This is a genomic window from Pseudomonas sp. MM213, assembly GCF_020423045.1.
Classification (GTDB): domain Bacteria; phylum Pseudomonadota; class Gammaproteobacteria; order Pseudomonadales; family Pseudomonadaceae; genus Aquipseudomonas; species Aquipseudomonas migulae.
Genome location: NZ_CP081943.1, coordinates 2261160 through 2282066, shown reverse-complemented (window position 1 = coordinate 2282066; position 20907 = coordinate 2261160). Strand labels below are relative to the sequence as shown.

Here is a 20907-nt window from a genome sequence, read left to right as displayed (position 1 = left end):
CCTTCGGGCGGTTTTTTTATGACTGGGTAACGGCTTGCGTCAGTTCGACACTGTTTCTTTGTGGGGGGCGGGTGTGGGCAGTTCGTTAGAGGCAGGCGCCGCCGTAATCTTCACGGCGTGCAGGCCTTTAGGGCCCTGGACGATCTCGAATTTCACGAGTTGCCCGGCCTTGAGGGTTTTGTACCCGTCCATTTCAATGGCGGAATAATGGGCGAAGAAATCAATAAGGCAACCATCCTCGTGGCGACCTTCACTGGTGTCGGTATTGATGAAACCGAACCCTTTGGCATTGTTGAACCATTTCACCTTACCGACAGCCATGCTCATATCCCTCTGCAACAGACTCCATCACTGGAGTATCATCCAGTACATCCGCAGTCGAATCCTGTAAATAAGATTGACTCCGCGGACCTTTTTTACCCACTGTGGGCTCTATTGGTTGTAACACCGTTTTGCCGATAGTCAAGGTGACCCGGCAGTCGGTATTGAAATCGTTCATAACCGTCCCCACTACTGTATTCGCACAACTGACGAACCTTTCTTTCCATGCATGCAATCAGCCAGATTCGACTAACATTCAATCAGGATCGCCCTGATTTACACGACGACGATTCCGCAGGCATTGCTGTTCAGGAGGCCAAGCCTGCTTTACAGGCGCCGCCGATGTACAAGGTGGTTTTGTTTAATGATGACTACACACCGATGGATTTCGTCGTCGAAGTGCTCGAGGTGTTTTTTAACCTGAATCGCGAGCTGGCGACCAAGGTCATGCTGGCCGTCCACACAGAAGGACGGGCAGTATGTGGAGTGTTTACCCGCGACATTGCCGAGACCAAGGCCATGCAGGTCAACCAGTACGCCAGGGAAAGCCAGCATCCGCTACTCTGTGAAATCGAGAAGGACGGTTAATCGCCGACCACTTGGGTATGAGGTGAAGCTATGTTAAACCGCGAGCTCGAAGTCACCCTCAATCTTGCCTTCAAGGAGGCCCGTTCGAAGCGTCATGAATTCATGACCGTCGAACATCTTCTGCTGGCCTTATTGGACAATGAGGCTGCCGCCACCGTTTTGCGTGCCTGCGGCGCCAACCTCGACAAACTCAAGCATGATCTGCAGGAGTTCATCGACTCCACCACGCCGTTGATCCCTATTCATGATGAGGATCGCGAGACCCAACCTACCCTGGGCTTCCAGCGTGTTCTGCAGCGTGCTGTTTTCCACGTACAGAGCTCGGGCAAACGCGAAGTGACTGGCGCAAACGTGCTGGTTGCGATCTTCAGTGAGCAAGAAAGTCAGGCAGTGTTCCTGCTGAAACAGCAGAGCGTTGCACGCATTGATGTCGTCAACTACATCGCACACGGCATTTCCAAAGTGCCGGGGCATGGCGATCACTCTGAAGGTGAGCAAGATATGCAGGACGACGAGGGCGGTGAGTCTTCTTCTTCAGGCAATCCTCTGGATGCTTATGCCAGTAACCTCAACGAACTCGCGCGCCAGGGTCGTATCGATCCGTTGGTAGGCCGTGAGCTCGAAGTCGAGCGTGTCGCGCAGATCCTCGCGCGTCGACGCAAAAACAACCCGCTGCTGGTGGGCGAGGCGGGCGTGGGTAAAACCGCGATTGCCGAAGGCCTGGCCAAGCGTATTGTCGACAACCAGGTGCCGGACCTGCTGGCCAACAGCGTGGTGTATTCCCTCGACTTGGGCGCCTTGCTGGCCGGGACCAAATACCGCGGCGATTTCGAGAAACGCTTCAAGGCGTTGCTCAATGAGCTGAAAAAACGTCCGCAGGCGATCCTGTTCATCGACGAAATCCACACCATCATCGGTGCGGGTGCCGCGTCCGGTGGCGTCATGGATGCCTCGAACCTGCTCAAGCCGCTGCTGTCGTCCGGTGACATCCGTTGCATCGGTTCGACCACCTTCCAGGAATTCCGCGGCATCTTCGAGAAGGACCGTGCCCTGGCACGACGCTTCCAGAAAGTCGATGTGTCGGAACCGTCGGTGGAAGACACCATCGGCATCCTGCGCGGCCTGAAAGGGCGTTTCGAGCTCCATCACAATATCGAATACAGTGATGAAGCCCTGCGCGCCGCTGCCGAACTTGCCTCGCGTTACATCAATGACCGGCACATGCCGGACAAGGCCATCGACGTGATCGACGAGGCGGGCGCCTACCAGCGTCTGCAGCCGATCGAGAAACGCGTGAAACGCATCGAAGTGCCTCAGGTCGAGGACATCGTCGCGAAAATCGCGCGGATTCCGCCAAAACACGTCACCAGCTCCGACAAAGAGCTGCTGCGTAACCTTGAGCGTGACCTGAAGCTGACGGTGTTTGGTCAGGATGCCGCAATCGACTCGCTGTCGACTGCGATCAAACTGTCCCGTGCCGGCCTCAAGTCGCCTGACAAGCCTGTCGGTTCGTTCCTGTTCGCAGGCCCGACCGGTGTCGGTAAAACCGAAGCGGCGCGTCAGTTGGCCAAGGCGTTGGGTATCGAGCTGGTTCGTTTTGACATGTCCGAGTACATGGAGCGCCACACCGTATCGCGTCTGATCGGTGCGCCTCCTGGCTACGTGGGGTTTGATCAGGGCGGTCTGCTGACCGAAGCTATCACCAAGCAGCCTCACTGCGTGCTGTTGCTCGATGAAATCGAGAAGGCGCATCCGGAAGTCTTCAACTTGCTGTTGCAGGTCATGGACCACGGTACGCTGACCGATAACAACGGGCGCAAGGCGGACTTCCGTAACGTGATCGTCATCATGACGACCAACGCCGGTGCCGAAACCGCCGCGCGTGCTTCGATCGGTTTCACCCATCAGGACCACTCGTCCGATGCGATGGAAGTGATCAAGAAGAGCTTCACGCCGGAGTTCCGCAACCGTCTGGACACCATTATCCAGTTTGGTCGCCTCAGTCATGAGGTCATCAAAAGCGTGGTGGACAAGTTCCTTACCGAGCTTCAGGCGCAGCTGGAAGACAAGCGCGTGCAGCTGGAAGTGACCGACGCGGCGCGCAGCTGGCTGGCGGCAGGTGGTTACGACTCGGCAATGGGCGCTCGGCCGATGGCGCGTTTGATCCAGGACAAGATCAAGCGTCCGCTGGCGGAAGAGATTCTCTTTGGCGAGCTGGCTGACCATGGTGGCGTGGTGCATATCGACCTGAAGGACGGCGAGCTGACCTTCGAGTTTGAAACCACGGCTGAAATGGCCTGACGGTTGTTGATCTGTTGTAAAGCGAAAGGCGCCTTCGGGCGCCTTTTTTGTTGTCTGCTTGGTTTGGGTGCATATCCGTTTCTTTGGTAACGGCGGCTATTGGTTTCGCCCTTACGGCGAGTCACTTGGAAGAGCCCCAAGTAACCAAGGGCTCTTGCCCCTTTCGTTCGGTGCCTCGCCTAGGCTCGGCATGCCCTCGCTCCGGTCCTGCTCCGTGGGCCCGCCGCCATCGGCCATCCATGGCTGGGGGCGGCTAACCCGGCATCCATGCCGGGTTGCCCACTGCGCAGAACCTCCACTCGGCCTCTCGAGGGGGCGCTCAGATCAAAAGCGGAAGGCGAGCTAACGCTCGGCCTGATGAGTGGTGAGAAGCAAAAGCAAACGCCGATCCCTGTAGGAGCCGGCTTGCCGGCGAAAATCGTTTGGACAACGCGTTCATTCAGACAGCCCCGCGTTATCGTTGACGTCCATCGCTGGCAAGCCAGCTCCTACAATTTTGAATCGTGTGAACCCAATCCCTTGTAGGAGCCGGCTTGCCGGCGAAAAGCGTTTGGGCGACGCGTTCATTCAGACAGCCCGCGTTATCGTTGGCGTCCATCGCCAGCAAGCTGGCTCCTACAATTTTGAGTCGTGTGAACCCAATCCCTTGTAGGAGCCGGCTTGCTGCGGGCGGCGTTCCGACGATAGCGGTGGGTCAGTCGCGCATTTATCGCCTGAAAGGACGCCATCGCCAGCAAGCCGGCTCCTACAGGGGATTGGTGTACATGTTCGGAATGAGTGAGCGCAGCAGTGAAGGACAACGCGGACAACTGCAGAGCCAGGTCGGCTTTCAGGCCGCCTCGGCGGCTGTGGCGGTAGTCGCCCCCTCGAGAGGCCGAGTGGAGGTTCTGCGCAGTGGGCAACCCGGCATGGATGCCGGGTTAGCCGCCCCCGGCCATGGATGGCCGATGGCGGCGTGCCCACGGAGCAGGACCGGAGCGAGGGTATGGCGAGCCTTAGCGAGCCACCGAACGAAAGGGGCAGAGCCTTTTGGTTACTTTGGGGCTTTTTGTACGGACCGGACACATGGTGGACACATGTGCGGGGACATGGTTGACACATTATGACCCATAGTCAGGTTTGCTCACGTCGAACGTTCTTAGGAAGTGATGGCAGAAGTAGACGTCAAAGAGTCCATTTCTTTCAGGGTTGGGCCGTATTGCGATGTGCTGCCCAACCAAGCCCTTGGCGATGCTGAAATAGCGTTTCTGAAAGCGAAATCGGCTGTGATAAACCTTGGCCAACACATCGTCCGGCCCGTATTCAAACTCCGATAGTTGCTGCGGATAAGCCCAGGGGCTAGAGCGATACCGGTCCATCGGCACTTGATAGTTCAACGCTTGATGAGGCCGTTGCAGGTTATAAACCTCCCGCCATCGATCAAACGCGGATTGAGCCTCCTTGACCGTGGAAAATTGACGCCCCTCAAGCACTTCGGCTTTGAGTGAACGGTGGAAGCGCTCGATCTTCCCATTGGTTTGGGGATGGTAAGGGCGGCTGAAGCTGATCCGGATTCCTAAACGAATCAGCCAGATACTCAGCTCTGTGATTTCACCTGGGTTGCGCGGTGAGCCCCATGGCGGGCCGTTATCAACATTGATGCGTGCTGGTAATCCGAAGCGCTGGAATACCTCAATCATCTTTTCCTTCACCGTGGCTCCGCGCTCGTTATCGCAGGCCTGAATAGCCAAATTGAATCGTGAGTGGTCGTCCAACAAAGTCAGGGGGTGGCATCGGCCTTCTTGCGTTGAGAAGTGCCCCTTGAAATCCATCTGCCACAGATCGTTAGGCGCATCGTGTTCAAATCTCAGCTTGGCCTCTTGCTCATTCTGAGCAGGCTGAATCAGCCCGTGCCTGCGCAGGACATTGGTGACGGTGCTGGGAGCGATCTGCTTTTTCAAGATGATGCTGATTGTGCGTCCGCCCCATGCGGGATGTTCTTGCCTGAGGGCTAAGACTTCGGCCTCCAAAGCAGCAGGGGTCAGCTTGGGGCTGGTTGCAGGTCTGCGGGACTTCTCTTGCAGTCCCGACTGACCGTGTGTCTCGTAGCGGTTGAGCCACTTGTAGGCCGTTTGCGGACTGATGCCGAACCGTCGACACAGTTCTCGTTTATTGCTGCCGGGTTGCCGTGCTAAGGCAACAAACTCTTCTTTCAGGCTCATGGTATCTCTCGTGTCCCAGGGCATGATGGATTCCCGGCGAAGTTGGCTCGCCGAAAAGTGTCCACCATGTCCCCGCACACCCGTCAACCATGTGTCCGGTCCGTACAGGCTTTTCCAAAGTGACCCGCTGTAAGAGCGGAACCAATATCAGCCATCACCAAAAAAATGGATATTCACACCAAGCCAAACCAAGCCAAACCAAATCGCAGACAAACAAAAACGCCCGGCAAAAGCCGGGCGTCTTGTATTGACTTGATTAGCGAGCGCGGTAAGTGATGCGCCCTTTGCTCAAGTCATAGGGCGTCAGCTCGACGCGCACTTTGTCACCGGTAAGAATACGAATGTAGTTCTTGCGCATCTTGCCGGAGATATGCGCGGTTACGACGTGCCCATTTTCCAACTCCACGCGAAACATGGTGTTGGGCAGGGTGTCGACGACAGTGCCTTCCATTTCGAAGCTGTCTTCTTTCGACATGCAGTAAAGCCCTCGGTGTCCAATGAATGGCCCGGTGCAACTGCGCCAGGCAAAAGCGGCGTGCATTGTGCCCGAAAAATGGGGTTTAAGCCAAGGGGTTCTAGTTCAGGATGACCCAGCGCTGATTAATCAACAGTTCGATTGGGCGATATTGGGTCTTGTAGCTCATTTTTTTGCAGTTCTTGATCCAGTATCCGAGGTAGACCGCTTCAAGCCCCAGACGCTGGGCCTCGGCGATTTGCCAGAGAATCGCATAGCGCCCCAGGCTGCGGCGTTCTTCAGAGGGTTCGTAGAAGGTGTAGACCGCCGACAGACCGTTCGGCAGCAAGTCAGTGACAGCCACCGCCAGCAACTGGCCCTCCAGGCGAAATTCGTAGAAACGCGAAAATGGCAGGTCACGCACCAGGAAGGTCGAGAACTGGTCACGACTCGGCGGGTACATGTCGCCATCGGCATGGCGCTGTTCGATGTAGCGCTGATACAGGTCGAAGTACTCTTCGCTGAACTTCGGCTTGGTTGGGCGCACCTGCACGTCGGCATTGCGCTTGAAAATGCGTTTCTGCTGACGATTCGGCGAAAATTGCGCTACCGGAATGCGCGCAGGCACGCACGCATTGCAATTCTGGCAATGTGGCCGATAAAGATGATCGCCGCTGCGACGAAAACCCATTTCAGACAGGTCTGCATAGACATGCACATCCATGGGCTGGCTAGGGTCGAGGAACAGCGTTGTGGCCTGCTCCTCGGGCAGATAACTGCAAGAGTGGGGCTGAGTGGCATAAAACTTCAAACGCGCCAACTCGGTCATGATCAACCCTCGGTATAAGCTTTGAATTAAGTGTAAGCCACGCGCGCGAAAGTCGCTCAGCAAACCCAGGTGGCACGGCTGGGTTGGTCCAGATGCTGCGCAAGATAGCGGGCAAACTCGCGACGAGGAATGGCGCGGGCGCCCAGGCTGTGCAAATGATCGGTGGGCATCTGGCAGTCGATCAGCACGAAACCCGAGTCTTTCAGATGTTTGACCAGGGTGGCAAAGCCGAATTTGGAGGCGTTGTCGGCGCGGCTGAACATGGATTCGCCGAAGAACAACTGCCCCATTGCCAGGCCATAGAGCCCGCCGACCAGTTCGCCCTGATCCCAGACCTCCACCGAATGCGCGTAGCCCCGCTGGTGCAGCGCCAGGTAGGCGTTCTGCATCGCTTCGGTGATCCAGGTCCCGTCGGCATAATCGCGCGGTGCAGCGCACGCGCGAATGACCGCGGCAAAATCCTGATCAAAGGTCACTTGATAGCGTTGCTGACGCAGCAGTTTGTTCAGGCTGCGTGAGACGTGCAGTTCGTCGGGAAACAGCACGGTACGCGGATCCGGCGACCACCAGAGGATCGGCTGGCCTTCCGAAAACCACGGAAAGCAGCCATGGCGATAGGCCTGAATCAGACGATCGGCGGACAGATCGCCACCCGCAGCCAGCAATCCGTTGGGATCGCGCATGGCTTTTTCCAGCGGCGGGAAGGTCAGGGTGTTGCGTTGTAACCAAGTCAGCATGGCATCCGGGCTTACAGAAGGGGAGGGCAGTGGTGGGCGGTTGGGCCCACCGTGAAGTTTGCCGTCAAACGGCCGGAATGTCGTCGAGGTATTTCTCGGCGTCGAGTGCGGCCATGCAGCCGGCGCCGGCGGAAGTGACGGCCTGGCGATAAACGTGGTCGGCCACATCACCGGCGGCGAACACGCCGGGGATCTCAGTGGCGGTGGCATCGCCTTCGCTGCCGCCTCTGATCAGCAGATAACCGTCACGCATTTTCAGCTGGCCTTCGAACAGTCCGGTATTGGGCTTGTGGCCAATGGCGATGAACACGCCGGCCACCGACAGCTCGCTGGTTTCGCCGCTGTGGCTTTCGCGCAGGCGGGCGCCGGTTACGCCGCTGGCGTCGCCCAGCACTTCATCGAGATTCTGGTTCCAGTGCAAACGGATATTACCGTTGGCGGCTTTTTCGAAGAGTTTGTCCTGAAGGATTTTCTCCGAGCGCAACTTGTCGCGTCGGTGGATCAAGTGGACTTCCTTGGCGATGTTGGACAAATACAACGCTTCTTCAACAGCGGTATTGCCGCCACCGACTACGGCGACCACCTGATTGCGGTAGAAGAAGCCGTCGCACGTTGCACAGGCTGAAACCCCTCTGCCGGCGAAGGCCTCTTCCGAGGGCAGGCCCAAGTACTGCGCCGAAGCGCCGGTGGCAATAATCAGTGCGTCGCACGTATAAGTGCCGCCGTCGCCGATAAGTTCGAACGGGCGCTGTTGCAACTTGGCTGTGTGGATGTGGTCGTAAACGATCTCTGTGTCAAAGCGCTCGGCGTGTTTTTGCATGCGTTCCATCAGTACCGGGCCGGTCAGGCCTTCGACGTCACCGGGCCAGTTGTCGACTTCGACGGTGGTGGTGAGCTGGCCACCTGCCTGTATGCCGGTAATGACCACAGGTTTGAGGTTGGCGCGGGCGGCATAAACCGCTGCACTGTAACCGGCAGGGCCGGAACCCAGAATGATCAGGCGGCAATGCTTGGATTCGCTCATAAAACACCTCATAAGCCTTTGTCACGAAAGAGAATGCGTGCTCAAATTGAATCGCAATCGGTGCGCCGTTAGCTATGCTGATCCATGGCCTGCCAGCATGGCATCGTACGAACAAACCCGTACAATGCGTGCCGGTCACTTGAATATTCAGTGCGCCCCGTGTTTATAAAAACCGGAGTGCAGTGTTAAAAGTAGTCCCAGTTGCGCCGGTTAACTTTTTTACCTGCCTGGATTGGGCAGTTTTTTATAGTCATTCAACAGATGGACGCGCCATAGGCGCAGGAAAAGAAGCGTTTTGAAGAAATCCACCGCAGCACCTAAACCAGCCGTCGTTCCGCTCTGGCGCCAGCATTTGCACTACCGGCTCAAGGAAGGTGCATTGATCGCCATCGGCGGCCTGTGCCTGTTCCTGATGATGGCCTTGTTGACTTACGGCAAGGACGATCCGGGCTGGAGCCATAACAGCAAGATCGACGATGTTCAGAACTTTGGCGGACCGGTCGGCTCCTACAGTGCCGACATCCTGTTCATGGTGCTGGGTTACTTCGCCTACATTTTCCCGCTGTTGCTGGCGGTCAAGACCTACCAGATCTTCCGTCAACGCCACGAGCCGTGGCAGTGGAGCGGCTGGCTGTTTTCCTGGCGCCTGATCGGCCTGGTGTTCCTGGTGCTGTCGGGCGCGGCCCTGGCTCACATCCATTTCCATGCACCGACCGGTCTGCCGGCCGGCGCGGGCGGCGCGTTGGGCGAAAGCCTTGGCGACCTGGCCCGCAATGCGCTGAATATCCAGGGCAGCACCTTGCTGTTCATCGCGTTGTTCCTGTTCGGCCTGACGGTGTTCACCGACCTGTCGTGGTTCAAGGTGATGGACGTTACCGGCAAGATCACCCTCGACCTGTTCGAAGTGTTCCAGGGCGCGGCCAACCGCTGGTGGGCCGCCCGTGTCGAGCGCAAGCAGCTGGTTGCGCAGTTGCGTGAAGTCGATGATCGCGTGCATGAGGTGGTCGCACCGACCGTTACCGACAAGCGCGAGCAAGCCAAGGTCAAGGAACGCCTGATCGAGCGTGAGCAAGCCCTGAGCAAACACATGTCGGACCGCGAGAAGCAGGTCCCGCCGGTGATTGCCCCCGCGCCGCCGAAACCCGCCGCGCCAAGCCAGCGCGTGGAAAAAGAGAAACAGGCGCCGCTGTTCGTCGACAGCGCCGTCGAAGGCACCTTGCCGCCGATCTCGATTCTCGATCCTGCAGAAAAGAAACAACTCAATTATTCCCCGGAGTCGCTGGCGGCCGTTGGCCACTTGCTGGAAATCAAGCTCAAGGAATTCGGCGTCGAAGTCTCGGTGGATTCGATCCACCCGGGCCCGGTGATTACCCGTTACGAAATCCAGCCTGCCGCCGGGGTCAAGGTCAGCCGCATCGCCAACCTGGCGAAAGACCTGGCGCGTTCCCTGGCCGTGACCAGCGTGCGGGTGGTGGAAGTGATTCCGGGCAAGACCACCGTCGGTATCGAGATTCCCAACGAAGACCGGCAGATCGTGCGCTTCTCCGAAGTGCTGTCGACGCCTGAGTACGACAACTTCAAATCCCCGGTCACCCTGGCCCTGGGTCATGACATCGGCGGCAAGCCGGTCATCACCGACCTCGCCAAAATGCCGCACTTGCTGGTGGCCGGTACGACCGGTTCCGGTAAGTCGGTGGGTGTGAACGCGATGATTCTGTCGATCCTGTTCAAGTCTGGCCCGGAAGACGCCAAGCTGATCATGATCGACCCGAAAATGCTTGAACTGTCGATCTACGAAGGCATTCCGCACCTGTTGTGCCCGGTTGTGACCGACATGAAAGACGCGGCCAACGCCCTGCGCTGGAGCGTGGCGGAGATGGAGCGTCGCTACAAACTGATGGCGAAGATGGGCGTACGAAACCTGTCCGGCTTCAACGCCAAGGTCAAGGAAGCCCAGGACGCCGGAACGCCGCTGACCGATCCGCTGTACAAGCGCGAAAGCATTCACGACGAAGCGCCGCTGCTGACCAAGCTGCCGACCATTGTCGTGGTGGTCGACGAATTCGCCGACATGATGATGATCGTCGGCAAGAAGGTTGAAGAGCTGATCGCCCGTATCGCCCAGAAGGCCCGTGCCGCCGGTATCCACTTGATCCTCGCGACCCAGCGTCCGTCGGTTGACGTGATCACCGGTCTGATCAAGGCGAACATCCCGACGCGCATGGCGTTCCAGGTGTCGAGCAAGATCGACTCGCGGACCATCATCGACCAGGGTGGTGCCGAGCAGCTGCTGGGCCACGGTGACATGCTCTACATGCCGCCGGGCACCAGCCTGCCGATTCGTGTGCATGGCGCGTTCGTGTCCGATGACGAGGTTCACCGGGTGGTGGAAGCCTGGAAACTGCGCGGTGCGCCGGAATACAACGACGACATCCTCGCCGGTGTTGAAGAGGCCGGTAGCGGCTTTGAGAATGGCGGTGGCGGCGGTGATGACGATGCTGAAACCGATGCGCTGTACGACGAAGCGGTGCAGTTCGTACTGGAAAGCCGTCGCGCGTCCATCTCTGCGGTTCAGCGCAAGCTGAAAATCGGCTACAACCGCGCCGCACGCATGATCGAAGCCATGGAAATGGCCGGGGTCGTGACGTCCATGAACACCAACGGTTCGCGTGAAGTCCTGGCGCCTGGCCCGGTGCGCGACTGATTTGATTTGCAAGGATGGTGCGGTGACGCACCGTCCGAACTCCCACGAATGTTATGAGGACTCCCATGCGTCTTATCCGCATGCTGTTGCTGCCGGTTCTGGCTTTGACCACACTCTCGGCCCACGCCGATGACAAGGACGTGGCGCGTCTGACCCAACTCCTGGAAAAATCCCAGACCCTGACCGCACGCTTCTCGCAGCTGACCCTTGATGGCAGCGGCACCCAGTTGCAGGAAACGGCCGGTGAAATGTCGCTGCAGCGCCCGGGCCTGTTCTACTGGCACACCGATGCGCCGGCGGAGCAAGTCGTGGTTTCCGACGGCAAGAAAGTGACCCTGTGGGACCCGGACCTGGAACAGGCCACCATCAAGACCCTCGACCTGCGTCTGAGCCAGACCCCGGCATTGCTGCTGTCCGGTGACGTGTCGAAGATCAACCAGAGCTTTGACATCAGTGCCAAGGAAGCCGGCGGCGTGATCGATTTCACGCTGAAGCCAAAGACCAAGGACACCCTGTTCGACAGCCTGCGCCTGTCGTTCCGCAATGGCCTGGTCAATGACATGCAACTGATCGACAGCGTCGGCCAGCGCACCAACATCCTGTTTACCGGCGTGAAGGCCAACGAGCCGATCCCGGCGTCGAAGTTCAAGTTTGACATCCCTAAGGGCGCGGACATCATCCAGGAGTAACACAAATCCCTTGTAGGAGCCGGCTTGCTGGCGATGGCGATTATTCATTCAACATTAATGTCGACTGACCCACCATCGCCAGCAAGCCGGCTCCTACAGAGGCCTGCAGTGTTCAAGTAGTGAGGTTTCGCAAGTCGTGATGGACCTGTTTCGCAGCGCCCCGATAGCTCAGCCCTTGGCCGCCCGTTTGCGTGCGGCCAATCTGGACGAGTACGTCGGTCAGGAACACGTGCTCGCTCGCGGCAAGCCTTTGCGCGAAGCGCTGGAGCAGGGTGCGCTGCATTCGATGATTTTCTGGGGGCCGCCGGGCGTGGGCAAAACCACCCTGGCACGGTTGCTGGCGGAAGTCTCGGATGCGCACTTCGAAACGGTTTCGGCTGTATTGGCCGGCGTGAAGGAAATCCGCCAGGCGGTGGAAATCGCCAAGCAACAGGCCGGTCAATACGGCAAACGCACCATCCTGTTCGTCGACGAAGTGCACCGCTTCAACAAGTCGCAGCAGGACGCTTTCCTGCCCTACGTCGAAGACGGCACGCTGATTTTCATCGGTGCGACCACGGAAAACCCCTCGTTCGAACTCAATAACGCCTTGCTCTCCCGGGCGCGCGTCTACGTGCTCAAAAGCCTCGACGAAGCGGCGCTGCGCAAACTGGTGCATCGTGCGCTGACCGAAGAGCGTGGCCTGGGCAAACGGCAACTGACCCTCAGCGATGAAGGTTTTCAGATGCTGCTGTCCGCCGCCGATGGCGATGGTCGGCGCCTGCTCAACCTGCTGGAAAACGCCTCGGACCTTGCCGAAGACAACAGCGAAATCGGCGTCGATCTGCTGCAAAGTCTTTTGGGCGATACCCGTCGCCGATTCGACAAGGGCGGTGAAGCGTTTTACGACCAGATTTCCGCGCTGCATAAATCGGTGCGCGGCTCCAATCCGGACGGCGCGTTGTACTGGTTTGCACGGATGATCGATGGCGGTTGCGATCCGCTGTACCTCGCCCGGCGTGTGGTGCGCATGGCCAGCGAAGACATCGGCAACGCCGACCCCCGCGCCTTGAGCCTGTGCCTGGCCGCGTGGGAAGTGCAGGAACGCCTCGGCAGCCCGGAAGGCGAGTTGGCGGTGGCCCAGGCCATCACCTATCTGGCGTGTGCGCCGAAAAGCAACGCGGTGTACATGGGTTTCAAAGCCGCGATGCGCAGCGCCACCGAACACGGTTCGCTGGAAGTGCCGTTGCACCTGCGCAACGCCCCGACCAAGCTGATGAAGCAACTCGGTTACGGCGACGAGTACCGTTATGCCCACGATGAACCGGATGCCTACGCCGCCGGCGAAGACTACTTCCCTGAAGAGCTTGAGCCGCAACCGTTCTATCAGCCAGTGCCGCGAGGCCTGGAGCTGAAGATCGGCGAGAAGCTCAATCACCTCGCGCAACTTGACCGTTTAAGCCCCCGGCAGCGGAGAAAATAGTGCTTCCATTGATTGTTGCGGTTTCCGTCGGCGGGGTCGCTGGCACGCTGTTGCGCTTCGCCACTGGCAACTGGGTCAACGCTAATTGGCCACGGCACTTCTATACCGCGACGCTGGCCGTTAATATCGTCGGCTGTTTGCTGATCGGCGTTCTATACGGTCTGTTTTTGATTCGCCCGGAGGTGCCTTTCGAAGTGCGCGCCGGGCTGATTGTCGGCTTCCTCGGGGGGCTGACGACTTTTTCATCCTTTTCACTGGATACGGTGCGCCTGCTGGAAAGCGGGCAGGTGCCACTAGCCCTGGGCTATGCTGCCATCAGCGTATTCGGCGGGCTGCTCGCCACCTGGGCCGGCCTGTCCTTGACCAAACTTTGATAACGAGAGACCGACATGCTCGATTCCAAACTGTTACGTAGCAACCTTCAGGACGTAGCGGACCGCCTGGCATCCCGTGGCTACACGCTGGATGTTGCGCGCATCGAAGCGCTGGAAGAACAGCGCAAGACCGTCCAGACCCGCACCGAAGCACTGCAGGCTGAACGTAATGCGCGCTCCAAATCCATCGGTCAGGCCAAGCAGCGCGGCGAAGACATCGCGCCGTTGATGGCGGACGTCGAGCGCATGGCCAACGAATTGAGCGCCGGCAAAGTGGAACTGGACGCGATCCAGACCGATCTGGATTCGATCCTGCTCGGCATCCCGAACCTGCCGCACGAATCCGTGCCAATCGGCGATGACGAAGACGGCAACGTTGAAGTGCGCCGCTGGGGCACCCCGACCGCGTTCGATTTCCCGGTCCAGGACCATGTCGCCCTGGGCGAGAAATTCGGCTGGCTGGACTTCGAAACCGCCGCCAAGCTGTCCGGTGCGCGTTTCGCCTTGCTGCGTGGCCCGATCGCCCGTCTGCACCGCGCCCTGGCGCAGTTCATGATCAACCTGCACACCAGCGAGCACGGTTACGAAGAGGCCTATACGCCTTATCTGGTCCAGGCGCCGGCACTGCAAGGCACCGGTCAATTGCCGAAATTCGAAGAAGACCTGTTCAAGATCGCGCGCGAAGGCGAGGCCGATCTGTACCTGATCCCGACCGCTGAAGTGTCGCTGACCAACATCGTCGCCGGCGAAATCGTCGATTCGAAACTGCTGCCGATCAAGTTCGTCGCCCATACGCCGTGCTTCCGCAGTGAAGCCGGTGCGTCGGGTCGCGATACCCGCGGCATGATTCGCCAGCACCAGTTCGACAAGGTCGAGATGGTCCAGATCGTTGAGCCATCGACCTCGATGGAAGCCCTGGAAGGCCTGACCGCCAACGCCGAGAAAGTCCTGCAACTGCTGGAACTGCCTTATCGCACCCTTGCGCTGTGCACCGGCGACATGGGCTTCAGCGCCGTCAAGACCTACGACCTGGAAGTGTGGATTCCGAGCCAGGACAAATACCGCGAGATTTCGTCGTGCTCCAACTGCGGCGATTTCCAGGCCCGTCGCATGCAAGCGCGTTTCCGCAACCCGGAAACCGGCAAGCCTGAACTGGTTCACACCCTGAACGGTTCCGGTCTGGCGGTCGGTCGTACCCTCGTTGCCGTGCTGGAAAACTACCAGCAGGCCGACGGTTCGATCCGTGTGCCGGACGTGCTGAAACCGTACATGGGTGGCCTCGAGGTCATCGGCTAAATGGACTATCTGCCGCTGTTTCACAACCTTCGCGGCAGTCGTGTGTTGGTCGTCGGTGGGGGGGAAATTGCCTTGCGCAAATCCCGCCTGCTGGCCGAAGCCGGTGCGCTGCTGCGGGTGGTTGCGCCTGAAATCGAACCGCAACTGCGCGAACTCGTTGCCGGCAGCGGTGGCGAGTGCCTGTTGCGTGGCTACGTCGAAGCGGATCTGGACGGCTGCGGGCTGATCATTGCCGCCACCGATGATGAACCGCTGAATGCACAAGTCTCCGCCGATGCTCATCGGCGTTGCGTGCCGGTCAACGTGGTGGATGCGCCAGCCTTGTGCAGCGTGATCTTCCCGGCGATCGTCGACCGTTCGCCATTGATCATCGCGGTTTCCAGTGGCGGCGATGCGCCGGTGCTGGCGCGGTTGATCCGCGCCAAGATCGAAACCTGGATTCCTTCCACCTACGGTCAACTGGCCGGTCTGGCTGCGCGTTTTCGCAGTCAGGTCAAAGGCCTGTTTCCGGATGTACAGCAGCGTCGGGCGTTCTGGGAAGATGTGTTCCAGGGCCCGATTGCCGACCGGCAACTGGCCGGGCAGGGCGCTGAAGCCGAGCGCATGATGCAGGCGAAAATCAGCGGTGAAGCGCCGGTTGCCACGGGTGAGGTGTACCTGGTCGGTGCCGGGCCGGGTGATCCAGACCTGTTGACCTTCCGCGCCTTGCGCCTGATGCAGCAAGCCGATGTGGTGCTGTATGACCGGTTGGTGGCGCCGGCGATTCTCGATTTGTGCCGTCGTGATGCCGAGCGGGTCTACGTCGGCAAGCGTCGCGCCGATCACGCCGTGCCGCAGGATCAGATCAACCAGCAACTGGTGGACCTGGCCAAACAGGGCAAGCGCGTCGTGCGGTTGAAGGGCGGTGATCCGTTCATCTTCGGCCGTGGCGGTGAAGAGATCGAAGAACTGGCGGCCCATGGCATCCCGTTCCAGGTGGTGCCGGGCATCACGGCGGCCAGCGGTTGCGCGGCGTACGCCGGGATTCCGCTGACCCACCGCGATTACGCGCAGTCGGTGCGATTTGTCACCGGGCACCTGAAGGACGGCTCCACCGATTTGCCGTGGGGTGACCTGGTTGCGCCGGCGCAAACCCTGGTGTTCTACATGGGGCTGGTGGGCTTGCCGATCATCTGCGAGCAGTTGATCAAGCATGGTCGCGCAGCGGATACGCCGGCGGCGTTGATTCAGCAGGGCACCACGGTTAATCAGCGGGTGTTTACCGGCACCTTGGCCGATCTTCCACGGCTGGTAGCGGAGCATGAAGTGCATGCACCGACGCTGGTGATTGTTGGGGAAGTGGTGCAGTTGCGCGAGAAACTGGCGTGGTTTGAGGGTGCGCAGGCGCAAGTCTAGAGACCGCATCGCCTTCTTCGCGGGCAAGCCTCGCTCCTACAGATTTTATGTTGTTCGCACGATTGCGGGTGGACACAAAACCTGTAGGAGCGAGGCTTGCCCGCGAAGGGGGCCTCAAAATCGAAATAGAACCCGGATCAGGCGCTGTTCTTGCGCCAAACCCCTTTCCCGCTCAACCGCGCCCGATCATGCGCCACGGTAAAGTCCTGCTCCGGCCCCTTCGGCACAACCCCGGTCGGGTTAATGGTCTTGTGGCTGCCATAGTAGTGGTTCTTGATGTGCTGAAAATCCACCGTCTCGGCAATCCCCGGCCACTGATAAATCTCGCGCAGCCAGTTCGACAGGTTCGGATAATCGGCAATCCGCCGCAGGTTGCACTTGAAGTGCCCGTGGTACACCGCATCAAAGCGGATCAGCGTGGTAAACAGGCGAATGTCCGCTTCGGTCAGGTATTCGCCCACCAGATAACGATTGGCGTCTAACAGCTGTTCCAGTCGATCCAGTTCCGCAAACAACCCGTCAAACGCCTCTTCATAAGCCGTCTGCGATGTCGCGAACCCGGCGCGGTACACACCGTTGTTCACCGCCGGATAAATCCGCTCATTCAACGCATCGATCTCGCCGCGCAACGGCGCCGGATAGAAATCCAGGTCATTGCCGGTCAAGTCATCGAATGCGCCGTTGAACATGCGGATGATCTCCGCCGATTCATTGTTGACGATGCGATTCTGCTGCTTGTCCCAGAGCACCGGCACGGTGACGCGGCCCGTGTAGTCGGCAGTGTCGGCGGTATAGCGCTGGTGCATGAAGTTGAAGTGATCGAGCTTGTCGCCGGTCGAGCCGAAGTGCTTGTCGAAGGTCCAGCCGTTTTCCAGCATCAGCCAACTGACCACCGACACGTCGATCAGGCTTTCAAGGCCTTTGAGTTTGCGCAGGATCAGTGTGCGATGCGCCCACGGACAGGCGAGCGATACGTAGAGGTGATAACGACCCGCCTCGGCGGCAAAGCCACCCACACCGGTCGGGCCGGGCGTGCCGTCGGCGGTCAGCCAGTTTCGCCGCTGCGCCTGTTCGCGCTGGAACGCGCCGTCCTTGCTGCTTTCGTACCACTGGTCATGCCAGCGACCTTCGACTAACAAACCCATGTTCAAGACTCCTCAACCGATAAGCGTTGGAGAGGAGTCTATTCCGATAGGTTCGATAAAAAAGCGCAAAGGTTGGGCGCTTATGATCGGTTAAATCGATCTGTCCCGTGCGTCCCAATATTTCTGGGCTGTTTCGAAGGCGATTTCGCGAGGTTGGCCGAGGCCGCGTAGTGCGAGGGCCATGGTCGAGATCAGCGCCATTTGCGGATAACTGTCGACCACGTCGCCACGCCATACGGCTTTCAGATGCTCGGGATCGAGAGAGGCGGGTTTGACATGGCGTTGCGCCGACAGCTGCGGCCATTCCTCATCCCAGCTCTCGCCGCCGGTGGTGCCGTACAAGTGGCTGTCGGTGTCGGGGTTGATCTCGATCTCGCCGCCATCGCCCTTGACCACAATCGCGGTGTCGCCGAGCAAGCCGCTGGCATCGCGATGCACCGCCTGGTAGCCGGGGTGGAAAATGCTTTGCAGGCCGCAGCGGGCGTTCAACGGATTGAGAATGCGCGTCAGGGAGTGGATCGGCGAGCGCAGGCCCAAGGTGTTGCGCAGGTCGATCATGCGTTGCAGTTGCGGTGCCCAATCCACCAGCGGCATGAACGCCAGGCCGCCGTTATCGAGCGCCGAGCCGACCTGTTGCCAGTTGCGGCACAACGGGATCTTCAGCTCATCCAGCAGTTGCTCGCTGTACAGCCGCCCGGCCGTATGTGCGCCGCCGCCGTGCATGAAAATCCGCACGCCGTTTTGCGCCAGGCACTTGGCCGCCAGCAGATACCACGGCAGATGGCGTTTCTTGCCGGCGTAGGTTGGCCAATCCAGATCGACATTCAAGGCCGGTGGTTGCAAGCGCTCACGCAGGGCTTCGGTGAAGCCGGCCATTTCCTCGGCGCTTTCTTCCTTGTGCCGCAGCAGCATCAGAAATGCACCGAGCTGAGTGTCTTCGACCTTGTCGTCGAGCACCATGCCCATGGCTTCGCGGGCTTCTTCGCGGGTCAGGTCGCGGGCGCCGCGCTTGCCTTTGCCGAGGATCCGCACGAATTGGGCGAAGGGGTGTTCGGCGGGCGTTTCTAGAGTCAGCACTGGATAATCGGTCATAAGCAATTCGTCGGTTTGGGCAGGCCCGCCAGTTTCGCGGCGAGTTTGGCAGGGGTGCCTTTGAACAGTCGGTTCAGGTGCAGGCTGTTGCCTTTTTCCGGGCCGAGCTTCAACGCTGTGTACTTGATCAGCGGACGCGTCGCCGGGGACAGCTGGAATTCGGCGTAGAAGCTGCGCAGCAATTCGAGGATTTCCCAGTGTTCGGGGCTCAACTCGATGTCTTCGGCAGCGGCGAGGGCGCTGGCCACGTCGGCGGACCAGTCGCTCAGTTCAACCAGGAAACCGTCCTTGTCCAACTCGATGGCGCGGGCGCCGACCGTCAGTGCATTCATAACCAGCTGTTGACCTTGTCGTAGTGAATCGACAGTTCGACGAAGGCGGGATAATCGATCGCCTTGGCCGTATCCGGAACCTCCACCGCACGAGCCCGGGCGTCTTCGGCCAACACGAACAGCGTCGGGTTGCCGGCGATCAGTGCGTTGAAGGGCGCGGTGCCCGGTTGCAACGCATACACCGCGTCACCGGTCAGCAGCAGCGCATCGTTCGCGCCGATCAGGCGCAGGCAACTGCTCAGGCGGTCGTCGCCGAACGGGGAATGAGACAACACATGCAAAGTCGACATCAGAGGGTGATCACCTGGTCGTAACGGTCAATAAGGGCGGTGATTTCGCGGGCGGCCAGCACTTGGGCGTCCTCCAGCGACAAGCTGTCCGGGGCCAGGCCGCGTTCAGCGGCGCTGTCGCCACAGACGAAAAGGTCTTCGACGCCGAACATCGGCAACGCTTGCAGGTTGGCGCTCAAGTCTTTTTGTTGCAGGGCCTTGGCGTCCTGTTTCGGCGCGAGCTGGAACACCCCGTCATCAAGAAACAGCAGGCCGATCGGCAGGTCGAAGGCACCGCCGGCCAGCACGATGTCCAGTGCTTCGCGTGCGCTCGGCCCGGACCACGGCGCCTGACGGCTGATAATCAGCAAGGATTTAGGCATGTCACGCACCTCCGAAACAGATCAGTCGGTCGGCGTCCTGCACCGCGTCATGCAACTGACCGAGACCGGACAATTCCCACGGCGCGCCGACGGCGACCGCTTCGCGCTGATAACGCTGGGCTTCTTCGTCGTTCAATACGCCACGACGCAGGGCGGCGGCGATGCAGACGACACCGTCCAGTTGATGTTCGGCCACAAAGGCGCGCCATTGCTTGGGCAGGTCCAGTTCATCCTGCGGCGTGACCACGCTGGCGGACGCGTTGTAGACGCCATCCTGATAGAAAAACAGCCGGACAATCTCATGCCCGCCGGCCAGCGCAGCCTGGGCGAACAGCAAGGCACGGCGCGAGGAGGGCGCATGGGCGGCGGAAAACAGCGCGATGGCGAACTTCATGACGGACTCGATCAGCGAAACTGCGGCCATGATAAGGCGTGGACCGAGTTGTCGCCATCGTCGGATCGCCGCCCGCAGCAAGCCGGCTCCTACAGGATCTGTGTCTTATGCAAGACCGCGACCCACCGCAAACCCCTTGTAGGAGCCGGCTTGCTGGCGATGGCGGCCTGCCAGGCAGCCTAAAGGTTCCGGATGTACACCCGAGCTCAACGCGGCATATACCCCAACTGCCAACGCCTTGGAATCCTCAACGACAGCACTCCAAGCGCCCCCGCCAGCAACCCGCTGACAAACAACGCCCTGAGTCCAAGATGATGCTCCAGCACAGCCCCCAGCACCGCGCCGGCAAACATTCCGGTCCAGGGGATCAGCTGCACCCGCCAGCCATTGCGCCGCTCGCCGAGCATCCAGCGTCCCAGGCCGCGACCGAAGCGCGACAGGGCGCCCGTCACGTAAGTCAGGCCCACCGGCAGGCCATTCACTTCTTCGACGGCGGCATTGAGCATGCCCATCGCGATGATCGCCGCCAGCAGCGCCGGCAATTGTTCGTCATAAGGCCAGGCCGCCGCCGCACACAGCAACATGGCGATGCACAACAGCAAGGGCAGCGCGCGGCGCCCGCCGACACGGCTGACGACAATGCCCAAGGCGTTGCCGAGGATGAACGTGGCCACGAGCAGCAGCAGGCGCAGGGTCAGGCCCATGTCGCCGTCGCTGATCGCCACGGCGAGGCGGGTGGTGTTGCCGCTCATGAAGGAAACGAAATCGCCGCTGGCCATGAAGCCGATAGCGTCGGTCATGCCGGCAAGCACCGAGAGTGCGGCCACCAGCGACAGGCCGATGCGGCCGCGCCATTTCTGAGTGTGCAGATGCCCCGGACTGGCGCGGGTCGTGGAAGACGAAGGCAGCATCGGTGG

The 20907-nt window shown here is 59.8% G+C and carries 21 protein-coding genes; 8 read left to right on the top strand and 13 right to left on the bottom strand.

Annotated elements, in window-relative coordinates:
• Positions 1–39 precede the first annotated feature (39 nt).
• Entirely contained in the window at positions 40–321 is a 282-nt protein-coding gene (locus K5R88_RS10365) for a cold shock domain-containing protein (RefSeq protein WP_223449314.1), read from the bottom strand.
• A 225-nt stretch (positions 322–546) separates the two neighbouring features.
• On the opposite strand from K5R88_RS10365, the gene clpS reads away from it, so the two are divergent.
• Positions 547–909 carry an ATP-dependent Clp protease adapter ClpS gene (gene clpS, locus K5R88_RS10360; RefSeq protein ID WP_015094394.1) on the top strand — a complete coding sequence of 121 codons (363 nt, stop codon included), beginning with the start codon at positions 547–549 and terminating at the stop codon, positions 907–909.
• Positions 910–939: 30 nt separating this feature from the next.
• Positions 940–3210 carry an ATP-dependent Clp protease ATP-binding subunit ClpA gene (gene clpA / locus K5R88_RS10355; RefSeq protein WP_008033994.1) on the top strand — a complete coding sequence of 757 codons (2271 nt, stop codon included), beginning with the start codon at positions 940–942 and terminating at the stop codon, positions 3208–3210.
• A gap of 1100 nt (positions 3211–4310) precedes the next feature.
• Here clpA and K5R88_RS10350 read toward each other — a convergent pair.
• The 5 genes from K5R88_RS10350 to trxB form a co-directional block, all read right to left on the bottom strand.
• Positions 4311–5435 carry an IS481 family transposase gene (locus K5R88_RS10350; RefSeq protein ID WP_226299186.1) on the bottom strand — a complete coding sequence of 375 codons (1125 nt, stop codon included), beginning with the start codon at positions 5433–5435 and terminating at the stop codon, positions 4311–4313.
• Positions 5436–5667: 232 nt separating this feature from the next.
• The gene (gene infA, locus K5R88_RS10345; protein ID WP_002553999.1) at positions 5668–5886 is read right to left on the bottom strand and encodes a translation initiation factor IF-1; all 219 of its coding nucleotides are present in this window, start codon (positions 5884–5886) and stop codon (positions 5668–5670) included.
• Positions 5887–5986: 100 nt separating this feature from the next.
• Positions 5987–6694: an arginyltransferase gene (locus K5R88_RS10340; protein WP_008029519.1), complete on the bottom strand. Its 708-nt coding sequence runs from the start codon at positions 6692–6694 to the stop codon at positions 5987–5989.
• 56 nt (positions 6695–6750) lie between these two features.
• A complete protein-coding gene (aat, locus tag K5R88_RS10335; protein WP_084321288.1) occupies positions 6751–7431 on the bottom strand; it encodes a leucyl/phenylalanyl-tRNA--protein transferase in 681 nt (226 codons plus the stop codon).
• A gap of 64 nt (positions 7432–7495) precedes the next feature.
• The gene (trxB, locus tag K5R88_RS10330) at positions 7496–8455 is read right to left on the bottom strand and encodes a thioredoxin-disulfide reductase (protein WP_008029514.1); all 960 of its coding nucleotides are present in this window, start codon (positions 8453–8455) and stop codon (positions 7496–7498) included.
• Between the two features lie 295 nt (positions 8456–8750).
• Here trxB and K5R88_RS10325 point away from each other — a divergent pair, with 295 nt between their 5' ends.
• The 6 genes from K5R88_RS10325 to cysG all read left to right on the top strand — a co-directional run bounded on the left by K5R88_RS10325 (position 8751) and on the right by cysG (position 16375).
• Positions 8751–11159: a DNA translocase FtsK gene (locus K5R88_RS10325; protein WP_192227336.1), complete on the top strand. Its 2409-nt coding sequence runs from the start codon at positions 8751–8753 to the stop codon at positions 11157–11159.
• Between the two features lie 65 nt (positions 11160–11224).
• Positions 11225–11848 carry an outer membrane lipoprotein chaperone LolA gene (gene lolA, locus K5R88_RS10320; protein WP_226299921.1) on the top strand — a complete coding sequence of 208 codons (624 nt, stop codon included), beginning with the start codon at positions 11225–11227 and terminating at the stop codon, positions 11846–11848.
• A 139-nt stretch (positions 11849–11987) separates the two neighbouring features.
• Positions 11988–13310 (top strand): replication-associated recombination protein A, encoded by a 1323-nt coding sequence (locus tag K5R88_RS10315; protein WP_008029505.1) that lies wholly within the window; start codon positions 11988–11990, stop codon positions 13308–13310.
• Complete coding sequence (gene crcB, locus K5R88_RS10310) at positions 13310–13684, top strand: fluoride efflux transporter CrcB (protein WP_008029503.1); 375 nt, start codon at positions 13310–13312, stop codon at positions 13682–13684. Before K5R88_RS10315 ends, crcB begins: the two co-directional genes overlap by 1 nt.
• 15 nt (positions 13685–13699) lie before the next feature.
• On the top strand, positions 13700–14980 hold the full coding sequence (gene serS / locus K5R88_RS10305; RefSeq protein WP_008029502.1) for a serine--tRNA ligase: 1281 nt from the start codon (positions 13700–13702) through the stop codon (positions 14978–14980).
• Positions 14981–16375, top strand: coding sequence for a siroheme synthase CysG (gene cysG, locus K5R88_RS10300; RefSeq protein ID WP_008029501.1), 1395 nt, complete (start codon positions 14981–14983; stop codon positions 16373–16375).
• 137 nt (positions 16376–16512) lie between these two features.
• On the opposite strand, the gene K5R88_RS10295 is transcribed toward cysG, so the two are convergent.
• From K5R88_RS10295 to K5R88_RS10265, 7 genes are all read right to left on the bottom strand, one after another.
• Entirely contained in the window at positions 16513–17520 is a 1008-nt protein-coding gene (locus K5R88_RS10295) for a glutathione S-transferase family protein (RefSeq protein WP_008043794.1), read from the bottom strand.
• Positions 17521–17610: 90 nt separating this feature from the next.
• On the bottom strand, positions 17611–18612 hold the full coding sequence (locus K5R88_RS10290) for a glycosyl transferase family protein (protein ID WP_207286703.1): 1002 nt from the start codon (positions 18610–18612) through the stop codon (positions 17611–17613).
• Entirely contained in the window at positions 18609–18944 is a 336-nt protein-coding gene (locus tag K5R88_RS10285; RefSeq protein ID WP_008043792.1) for a TusE/DsrC/DsvC family sulfur relay protein, read from the bottom strand. The genes K5R88_RS10290 and K5R88_RS10285 overlap by 4 nt, the downstream gene beginning before the upstream one ends.
• The gene (tusB, locus tag K5R88_RS10280; protein WP_226299920.1) at positions 18941–19234 is read right to left on the bottom strand and encodes a sulfurtransferase complex subunit TusB; all 294 of its coding nucleotides are present in this window, start codon (positions 19232–19234) and stop codon (positions 18941–18943) included. The genes K5R88_RS10285 and tusB overlap by 4 nt, the downstream gene beginning before the upstream one ends.
• The gene (gene tusC / locus K5R88_RS10275) at positions 19234–19596 is read right to left on the bottom strand and encodes a sulfurtransferase complex subunit TusC (protein WP_223416597.1); all 363 of its coding nucleotides are present in this window, start codon (positions 19594–19596) and stop codon (positions 19234–19236) included. Before tusC ends, tusB begins: the two co-directional genes overlap by 1 nt.
• 1 nt (position 19597) lies before the next feature.
• A complete protein-coding gene (tusD, locus tag K5R88_RS10270) occupies positions 19598–19990 on the bottom strand; it encodes a sulfurtransferase complex subunit TusD (RefSeq protein ID WP_223416604.1) in 393 nt (130 codons plus the stop codon).
• Positions 19991–20196: 206 nt separating this feature from the next.
• Positions 20197–20901, bottom strand: coding sequence for a YoaK family protein (locus K5R88_RS10265; RefSeq protein WP_008029486.1), 705 nt, complete (start codon positions 20899–20901; stop codon positions 20197–20199).
• Positions 20902–20907 lie beyond the last annotated feature (6 nt).

What these genes read in the sequence shown, in the direction of transcription:
- K5R88_RS10365 (WP_223449314.1), bottom strand. Translation starts at nt 321, where the DNA reads ATGGCTGTCGGTAAGGTGAAATGGTTCAACAATGCCAAAGGGTTCGGT.
- clpS (WP_015094394.1), top strand. Translation starts at nt 547, where the DNA reads ATGCATGCAATCAGCCAGATTCGACTAACATTCAATCAGGATCGCCCT.
- clpA (WP_008033994.1), top strand. Translation starts at nt 940, where the DNA reads ATGTTAAACCGCGAGCTCGAAGTCACCCTCAATCTTGCCTTCAAGGAG.
- K5R88_RS10350 (WP_226299186.1), bottom strand. Translation starts at nt 5,435, where the DNA reads ATGCCCTGGGACACGAGAGATACCATGAGCCTGAAAGAAGAGTTTGTT.
- infA (WP_002553999.1), bottom strand. Translation starts at nt 5,886, where the DNA reads ATGTCGAAAGAAGACAGCTTCGAAATGGAAGGCACTGTCGTCGACACC.
- K5R88_RS10340 (WP_008029519.1), bottom strand. Translation starts at nt 6,694, where the DNA reads ATGACCGAGTTGGCGCGTTTGAAGTTTTATGCCACTCAGCCCCACTCT.
- aat (WP_084321288.1), bottom strand. Translation starts at nt 7,431, where the DNA reads ATGCTGACTTGGTTACAACGCAACACCCTGACCTTCCCGCCGCTGGAA.
- trxB (WP_008029514.1), bottom strand. Translation starts at nt 8,455, where the DNA reads ATGAGCGAATCCAAGCATTGCCGCCTGATCATTCTGGGTTCCGGCCCT.
- lolA (WP_226299921.1), top strand. Translation starts at nt 11,225, where the DNA reads ATGCGTCTTATCCGCATGCTGTTGCTGCCGGTTCTGGCTTTGACCACA.
- K5R88_RS10315 (WP_008029505.1), top strand. Translation starts at nt 11,988, where the DNA reads ATGGACCTGTTTCGCAGCGCCCCGATAGCTCAGCCCTTGGCCGCCCGT.
- serS (WP_008029502.1), top strand. Translation starts at nt 13,700, where the DNA reads ATGCTCGATTCCAAACTGTTACGTAGCAACCTTCAGGACGTAGCGGAC.
- cysG (WP_008029501.1), top strand. Translation starts at nt 14,981, where the DNA reads ATGGACTATCTGCCGCTGTTTCACAACCTTCGCGGCAGTCGTGTGTTG.
- K5R88_RS10295 (WP_008043794.1), bottom strand. Translation starts at nt 17,520, where the DNA reads ATGGGTTTGTTAGTCGAAGGTCGCTGGCATGACCAGTGGTACGAAAGC.
- K5R88_RS10290 (WP_207286703.1), bottom strand. Translation starts at nt 18,612, where the DNA reads ATGACCGATTATCCAGTGCTGACTCTAGAAACGCCCGCCGAACACCCC.
- K5R88_RS10285 (WP_008043792.1), bottom strand. Translation starts at nt 18,944, where the DNA reads ATGAATGCACTGACGGTCGGCGCCCGCGCCATCGAGTTGGACAAGGAC.
- tusB (WP_226299920.1), bottom strand. Translation starts at nt 19,234, where the DNA reads ATGTCGACTTTGCATGTGTTGTCTCATTCCCCGTTCGGCGACGACCGC.
- tusC (WP_223416597.1), bottom strand. Translation starts at nt 19,596, where the DNA reads ATGCCTAAATCCTTGCTGATTATCAGCCGTCAGGCGCCGTGGTCCGGG.
- tusD (WP_223416604.1), bottom strand. Translation starts at nt 19,990, where the DNA reads ATGAAGTTCGCCATCGCGCTGTTTTCCGCCGCCCATGCGCCCTCCTCG.
- K5R88_RS10265 (WP_008029486.1), bottom strand. Translation starts at nt 20,901, where the DNA reads ATGCTGCCTTCGTCTTCCACGACCCGCGCCAGTCCGGGGCATCTGCAC.